General features: G+C 41.5%; 9 protein-coding genes. 1 reads left to right on the plus strand and 8 read right to left on the minus strand.

Features of this window, described 5'->3' with window-relative positions:
• Positions 1-86: 86 nt before the first annotated feature.
• The 3 genes from FC652_RS19155 to FC652_RS19165 form a co-directional block, all read right to left on the minus strand.
• A complete protein-coding gene (locus tag FC652_RS19155; RefSeq protein ID WP_176299796.1) occupies positions 87-2,081 on the minus strand; it encodes a DEAD/DEAH box helicase in 1,995 nt (664 codons plus the stop codon).
• Between the two features lie 515 nt (positions 2,082-2,596).
• Entirely contained in the window at positions 2,597-3,538 is a 942-nt protein-coding gene (locus tag FC652_RS19160; protein ID WP_176299797.1) for a nucleotidyl transferase AbiEii/AbiGii toxin family protein, read from the minus strand.
• 1 nt (position 3,539) lies between these two features.
• Positions 3,540-3,944, minus strand: coding sequence for a DUF6088 family protein (locus FC652_RS19165; RefSeq protein ID WP_017422919.1), 405 nt, complete (start codon positions 3,942-3,944; stop codon positions 3,540-3,542).
• A gap of 333 nt (positions 3,945-4,277) precedes the next feature.
• Between FC652_RS19165 and FC652_RS19170 the strand changes: the two genes are divergently transcribed.
• A complete protein-coding gene (locus FC652_RS19170; protein ID WP_176299795.1) occupies positions 4,278-4,448 on the plus strand; it encodes a hypothetical protein in 171 nt (56 codons plus the stop codon).
• Positions 4,449-4,589: 141 nt separating this feature from the next.
• On the opposite strand, the gene FC652_RS19175 is transcribed toward FC652_RS19170, so the two are convergent.
• The 5 genes from FC652_RS19175 to FC652_RS19195 all read right to left on the minus strand — a co-directional run.
• Entirely contained in the window at positions 4,590-5,069 is a 480-nt protein-coding gene (locus FC652_RS19175) for a DUF1456 family protein (protein WP_176299798.1), read from the minus strand.
• Positions 5,070-5,343: 274 nt separating this feature from the next.
• Complete coding sequence (locus tag FC652_RS19180; RefSeq protein ID WP_176299799.1) at positions 5,344-5,502, minus strand: hypothetical protein; 159 nt, start codon at positions 5,500-5,502, stop codon at positions 5,344-5,346.
• 422 nt (positions 5,503-5,924) lie between these two features.
• Complete coding sequence (locus FC652_RS20865) at positions 5,925-6,059, minus strand: DUF3265 domain-containing protein (protein WP_369597888.1); 135 nt, start codon at positions 6,057-6,059, stop codon at positions 5,925-5,927.
• On the minus strand, positions 6,056-6,571 hold the full coding sequence (locus FC652_RS19190; protein ID WP_011150472.1) for a GNAT family N-acetyltransferase: 516 nt from the start codon (positions 6,569-6,571) through the stop codon (positions 6,056-6,058). Before FC652_RS19190 ends, FC652_RS20865 begins: the two co-directional genes overlap by 4 nt.
• A gap of 16 nt (positions 6,572-6,587) precedes the next feature.
• Positions 6,588-6,691, minus strand: a 104-nt coding sequence (locus FC652_RS19195; RefSeq protein WP_176299800.1) for a DUF3265 domain-containing protein, incomplete at its 5' end; no start/stop codon positions are given.

The raw sequence follows: 6,691 nt of genomic DNA on the forward strand, positions 1-6,691 counted from the left end.
TAGCGCTAATAACAAGGAACATAACATCGATAAGGTCGTGTTTTTGGTTGATGTCCGAGCGAGTATCTTCTACAACAGATAAGTGTTCAATAAGGTTCAAAATGACTGTGCTGCTGAGGGTTTGGCACAATTAGATCATATTTGTTAACAAAGTGCGATCCCGCCCTGATCACTTCAGCCATTCTTTGTATAAGTTTGGCTTTTAACCTTGGACTCGCTCCGTTCTCTTCACAGTAAGCGACGACTCTGTCTTCTAGAGATGGCTCTTCATCCCAAACAATCAATGCTTTTTGATTTTCGATTTCTTGAGCAGATGGTATGCGTAAATTCATATAGCCATTAGAGTTCATACACTCAATACCTGAATTTAGGGCAGTAAGTAGCTCTGTATCTGTCTGGTTTCCTAACACCAAATGACTTTCTAAAAAGGAGCGTGCCATCATCGTATATAACCCATTCCTGAATGCTGGCTGGCGATGCAAATTCAGTGCGAAACAGATAACGAAAGGGAATTCTAAGCCCTTGGCATTGTTAATGTTTGAAATGAAAAATTTAGAAGGGTCGCTAGTCTTACTTTCATGAGAAATGTTGACGTCCCACCCTAAACGCTCGGTAACAATGTTTGCTAGTTCTGGTATAACGTTGTAAATATATTTACCTGTATCTAGAAATAGAACAGCAATGTCGCCAGGTTCGACACTTTCATGCCGTTCTTTAATCTGTTCAACAACATTGAAAATAGAGTTAGAAATACTTTGACCATCTTCGGTTAGATGAATGGTAGTTGATTGAAATTCCTGAGGAATGTCTTCAAATCGACGTAGAGGGTCTCTGCTAATAATAGCACGACCATCTACTTCGCTATAATTGTAACCACAAGCACTCCACTCGTTATCATGCAGCCACCTCAGAACTGGCATTTCATAAAGTCCCATACCAAGGGCATGCGAGAACATTAGATTCTTAGGATCTGTTCGGTAACATTTTTTTAGAACTAGATCGGCATGGCTTACAGAGTCATCAATTGTTCTAAAAATGTTCTGGAACACATCACCTGCCACAAACACTTTTTTCTCTGTAACTAACTCACAGAGTTCAACAAAGTGCTCTCCAAAGTCTTGGCTTTCATCAATGAAAACATAGTCAAATATAAACTTTCGGTTATTTGGCTCTGCTGCACTTTTGATGTCTTCGATTGCCTTTTTACAGAGTTGATCAAACGAACCCGCAGCGAACGTTCCAAACGGAATTTCATACTTGTGGCAAATATAGCGATACATACCAGAGTAAGGGTGCCGTCCACTTCCCCAGGAGTGGAAACAGAAGAGTTTATTCTCCCAATCGATTTGTCTCTCAACTTTCATAAAGTCAAAAAACTGAGGTATGCGACTTCTCATACTTGAGGCTAGTATTTTATTGAAACACGTAAATGCAATTCGTGCTTCCTGCTCGTTTGAGTAAACTTCTTTGAGTTTATGCAGAAGAAGTTCCGTCTTACCTGAGCCTGCTAATCCTTGAATGACGAATTTTTTACTAGCTCCCATCTTAAAGACGAAGCCCGTCTGATCTGTATCGAAGAGCACTATCTTTGATTTAATGCTATCTAGGAGGTTGTTGGCATCTAAGTCAACTTTGTTAACGTCATTGATACTACCAATGACCAAAGAAGTTAACAGATCTGCTACTCGTCTATCTGTAGGGTTTTCAAGTACTAAGGAATCTAAGTCTAAGTTGTCACATGTTGTTGTTTCAATAAGCTCCAACCACCGCTTTTTTCTACCAATTTTTTTCCGATACTCAAACTTCTCAGACAAAAAAGCCATGTCGTCAATGAAGTCATCCACGAATTCTTCAAACTCTTCTTCGTTGTTAGATGTATCGACAAAACAAGGCTTTCGTCCCGATGAAAAAATTACAAATGCATGTTCGTATTCGTAAGTCAGATCTTCTTTTGATAGTGGGCGCGAGAGTACATAAATTTGCTTTTTATTGGTCTCAGCGTACTGTTCTAAGCACTCTTTCAGATTGGCGGACTCTGCAAGTGCTTGGGATTCAGGAGTAAAAAAGCAGTATTCGGACATTTTGTTTCCTTAGGAGAATAAGTACTAAGCCAACGTCACTCTATAGATTTAGAAGGCGTACCTTGTGACATACCATCTATTTGTCAGTAACTTAAGAGTTTATAGTACTAGATCTAGTCGGCTTTTCCCAAGCTCAACTTTGTGGATCACTTATGGTTTTGTGAGTGAATCGCTACCAAAGCGATGGACACAATCCAATCCACATCGCTGAGCAATTGAATTCATATTGAATCATTAGGGAAATTGGGGCAAATACTAATGACTAGAAATGGTATTGGTAGAAACTCTAAATTAAAATGGGGCAAAACTAAGTTACCCTATCATACTCATTTCCCCACAATGTAGCGAAGGGTTACGAATGGTGTCGCCCCACTCAATGCGGTGGTTGTCTTCGCCATGTGATTGTGGATCTAGAATGATAGAAAGCAGATCAGACGGCTTTGTTAATTTGTTCTTGCTAGATGATTGGATCAATCTCTTTTATAAATAGGGGCATTTAGTGGCCTCAAATAGTGTTAAATTTTTTCAATTAGCGACGCTGCAATTCGCTTGAATGAGGCAAAGCAGGTATCAAAATCATGGGGCTCAGTGTTAAACACCATTGGTGTGACAAAGTCCTGAAAACGTTGGCGGAAAATGGGATTTTCCTCAAGCTCTTTGAGGCCAAGTTGTAGCTCTTGTTTAGGGTTGGCAACAAACTCTGCATGTTGATTGCCAAAGCGGGCAATATCTTCTTCCAATACCGCTTTGAATAGGCCTTCAATCGAGTTGAGTCCAGACATTGTGAGCTTTGTTATGCAATGCACATCGTAGATATGGCGAACTAGAGCAACATCATCGCTTCGCTCCGTATTGCGTTTTACCGACATGGTACGGCGCAGCATCGAAATGATTTTTTCAACCAATGTGGCATAGACAGAGACGCAATCAAATGAACTCACTTCGTGCGGTTGTTGGTACAACTCTGCAACCAGTGATTGAATGCTGCGCGACTCCACATCCAGTAATGGAATGGTTTCGATTAACTCTAACTTAATGATGGGACGAAGACAGGGAACTTGACTAAACTGTTGCGGATATCTGAGTTCAAACTCAACATAACGGTACTCATCTCGCACAGATCGCGTTTCAACGGTAAATCGTTCTGAATGAATGATCGCCTGTTCAATCTCGTTAACCCATGCCTTTCTAATGGCTTTCTTTTTTGCACGACTCAGTTCATCAAACGCTTGGTTGGGGATGAGTTTTATATCCACATCTTCCGACATTCTTAGAATTTTAACGTTTGATTTCGCCAACGCCGTGCCGCCGGAAAAGACCATTTGATGATATTCAGGAGAAACTTTTGCTAGCTCGGCAAGTAAGGCAACGACCCAGAAATCTTTTTCAATGATGGCAGGGTTTCCGAGCTCAAGCGCGTCGGAAACCTCAAGAAATTGTTGTTTTAGTGCGTTCATACTAACTTGGCAAGTTCAGCACACGGCTACCAACCACCAGTTTGCGATTAAACTGTTTTGGGTTCCATGAATAGTGAACAGAGGATGGAATTTGGGTACTCGCACCTGAAAGACTTTGTTGCGATAGACTATCCATTTCAAAATCAACGCCTTTCATTTTAAGAATTTCACGCACAAGAGCATCGGTGCCACCTGGATTGGTAGGCATAGGCTTACCTGTGAGGCTATTGATTCTTGCTTTGGTATACAAACCATAGCCAAGCTTCATTAGCTCCCCTTGCTGTACAAGCTGCCTCAATGCCCGACCTATTTGGTCGTAACTTGCAAATCCGTCAAAGTCTTTGCGTTCAAATACATAACGTCTTGAACGCTTTATCTTTTGACAAATGCGGTCTACTGCTGTCATTTGAACCTCCTTACGTACAATAACCGCAGTATAGCTGACCGTGCACATTCAAGGAATAGATACGGCATAATGCTATGAAAAAAAACGGCATGATGAGATACAAACATTGAATCTAACTAGCTGTTTTTAATTTAATTTCAATGCAGTTCATTTTAACTCACCTTTAAGAATTAAAAAGAATGACCTATTTCACGAGTCGGTACTCTCAGAGATACCTAATGCAGCTTCGATTTAAAGCCGAGTACGAATTCGCCAGACTAAGAGCCCCTTCCCTAGCCTCTCTTCCTAAACTCGCTGACTATGCCAAGTACCCAATAGCTTTGTGAGTCATTCATGAGCAGCAAAAACAATAAAAACCTCGGTATTCTTCTTAAACTCAGTACCTTTGTTTCACCTTATAGATGGCGGGTTGCTGCCGCTTTGGTGGCACTTGTGGCCACTGCGAGCCTGACTCTTTCTGTTGGGTATGGGGTGCGTATGCTTATCGACCAAGGCGTTGTGTGATAGGTATCTACTGAAGAAAGACAAAGAGTAGACGTGATTGTGAAGCTCTAATATCGGTCATTTAGAATGATAAAAGCGAGTAACCAAATAAAATGGTTCTCGCTTTTTTAATCAATTACCACGTTCGATTCGAGATAAAAATTACCCAGTAAACTCTTCAGAATCGGGACGATTGGTAAACTGCACACCATTTAAGAAGTCGCACAGCAGTTGGTCTTCACACTGTTTGTAGTTTTTGTTGTTTGGCTTGCGGAAATACGCACCAATTTCGTATTTACTTAAACTAATACCAACCACTTCTAGTACGTCCAACACATCTTCTGCTTTCATGTCTAACGCAATGCGCAGCTTCATGAGAATCATGTTGTTGGTCAACTTGACTTCTGGCTTAGGTTGCTCGCCGTCTTTTTTTCCTCGCTTGAGGTTAATAAAGCCATTTAAGAATACCGCTAACTCTTGATCCTTCATCTTAACGCAAGATTTGTCGCTTTCATCTTTTAACCAGTTTGCCACTTTATCGTGGGCCACAGTGACTTCGGCCTGCCCGAAAGCTTTCATTATCTGTGCGTTTTTAAGGTTCAACGCGTGTTGGATACGACGTAAAATTTCGTTGTTAGTCACTAGGGATTCCTAAAATGAGTTCTAAGGGTGAATAAAAATCCATCAATGACATGCGATCTGTGGGTGTTTTTATTCAATAGCATAATTGACGGTGACTCTAACAGAGAACACGTTTCTTCGGTAGGTTAAAAAATAGAAATAAGACGGCCTATTCGAACTCGTTGGCTAAGTTGGTAAGACCCTAGTCTCATAGACACGATGCTGATTAGAAGAAGTAGATCAAACCACCTCACTTTATTTGTGAGGTAGAAGGTTACTGGCAAGCAGAATAGAATTATCCCTGAGCAGAGTGGGCTTTTTGGATAGTTTTGTTTTGAGACTCTGTCGCTGCGACAATAACGCGCTTATAAACCTTGTTTTTATCACTCGGAGATGCGCTACGAACAAATCTCGCAAGTGGTGAAGTAACATTGTTGGCTTTAGAATCAATCATCACGTTTCTCCTGGTGCATGCTCACACCTACGATTTCTCTTACGGCTTCCAAAGTATACGCCGGATCCAAATACGGTTGCAAACTGCTTACATCGCCGTGGTGGCTGTGGGTCGTTCCCAGGGCGGGATCGCACTTTGTTAACAAATATGATCTAATTGTGCCAAACCCTCAGCAGCACAGTCATTTTGAACCTTATTGAACACTTATCTGTTGTAGAAGATACTCGCTCGGACATCAACCAAAAACACGACCTTATCGATGTTATGTTCCTTGTTATTAGCGCTAATAACAAGGAACATAACATCGATAAGGTCGTGTTTTTGGTTGATGTCCGAGCGAGTATCTTCTACAACAGATAAGTGTTCAATAAGGTTCAAAATGACTGTGCTGCTGAGGGTTTGGCACAATTAGATCATATTTGTTAACAAAGTGCGATCCCGCCCTGGCCAACGCCACGACCAACTTTCCACATAACAACGTAACCACAAAAACCAACGCATAATAAAAATGCCACGCGTTGGCTGTCCCTCTTGAAGCGTTTGTTAGGTGAATTTATAACGCTGAAATATAAACACAAACCTCTCGTTCACCACCTTGCATACGAAGTGTTTGATTTTCTACGTAAGTAACACCAAGTTTATCGATAACTGACTTTGAACGATCATTGCCAACAAGATGCATGACCTTTAACTCTCGCAACCCATGACTTTCTTTTGCGTACTCAATTAAAGCCTTTGAAGCTTCTGTCGCATAACCTTGCCCCCAAAAATCGACGCCCAACCAATAACCCAAGATGCCTTGGCCATCTTTTAAGCTCGGCAAACTCACTGCTCCAATAAGCTCTAGCGATTCTTTAAGTACAATCGCGTAAACAATACTCTCTCCGCTGGCAAAGCCAATTTCATGTGTTTCAATCCATGAAATTGCATCTGATACTTCATAAGGGTGCGGTATGTTTGCCGTCATCTCTGCGATTCGTTTATCACCCGCCAACACTGATACTTGCTCTGCATCAGACAGCTCAAATGACCTAAGGATTAAACGCTCCGTTTCTAAAACTTGCTGCATTATTCCTCCAATTCACCTAACGCCGCGTTAAGGGGTGAATGCCGCTTAAACCAACTGTCCGCAGACCACCTTCACCACCAAAAACACCGCATACTAAAAATGCCACGCGGCATGAATCCC

It is taken from the genome of Vibrio sp. 05-20-BW147 (assembly GCF_013369385.1).
In the GTDB taxonomy this organism is placed as follows: Bacteria; Pseudomonadota; Gammaproteobacteria; order Enterobacterales; family Vibrionaceae; genus Vibrio; species Vibrio floridensis.

Bases quoted from the DNA above. Each gene is read 5' to 3' on its own strand.
- FC652_RS19180 (WP_176299799.1), bottom strand. From the start codon at position 5,502: ATGATTGATTCTAAAGCCAACAATGTTACTTCACCACTTGCGAGATTT.
- FC652_RS19155 (WP_176299796.1), bottom strand. From the start codon at position 2,081: ATGTCCGAATACTGCTTTTTTACTCCTGAATCCCAAGCACTTGCAGAG.
- FC652_RS19160 (WP_176299797.1), bottom strand. From the start codon at position 3,538: ATGAACGCACTAAAACAACAATTTCTTGAGGTTTCCGACGCGCTTGAG.
- FC652_RS19190 (WP_011150472.1), bottom strand. From the start codon at position 6,571: ATGCAGCAAGTTTTAGAAACGGAGCGTTTAATCCTTAGGTCATTTGAG.
- FC652_RS19165 (WP_017422919.1), bottom strand. From the start codon at position 3,944: ATGACAGCAGTAGACCGCATTTGTCAAAAGATAAAGCGTTCAAGACGT.
- FC652_RS19170 (WP_176299795.1), top strand. From the start codon at position 4,278: ATGAGCAGCAAAAACAATAAAAACCTCGGTATTCTTCTTAAACTCAGT.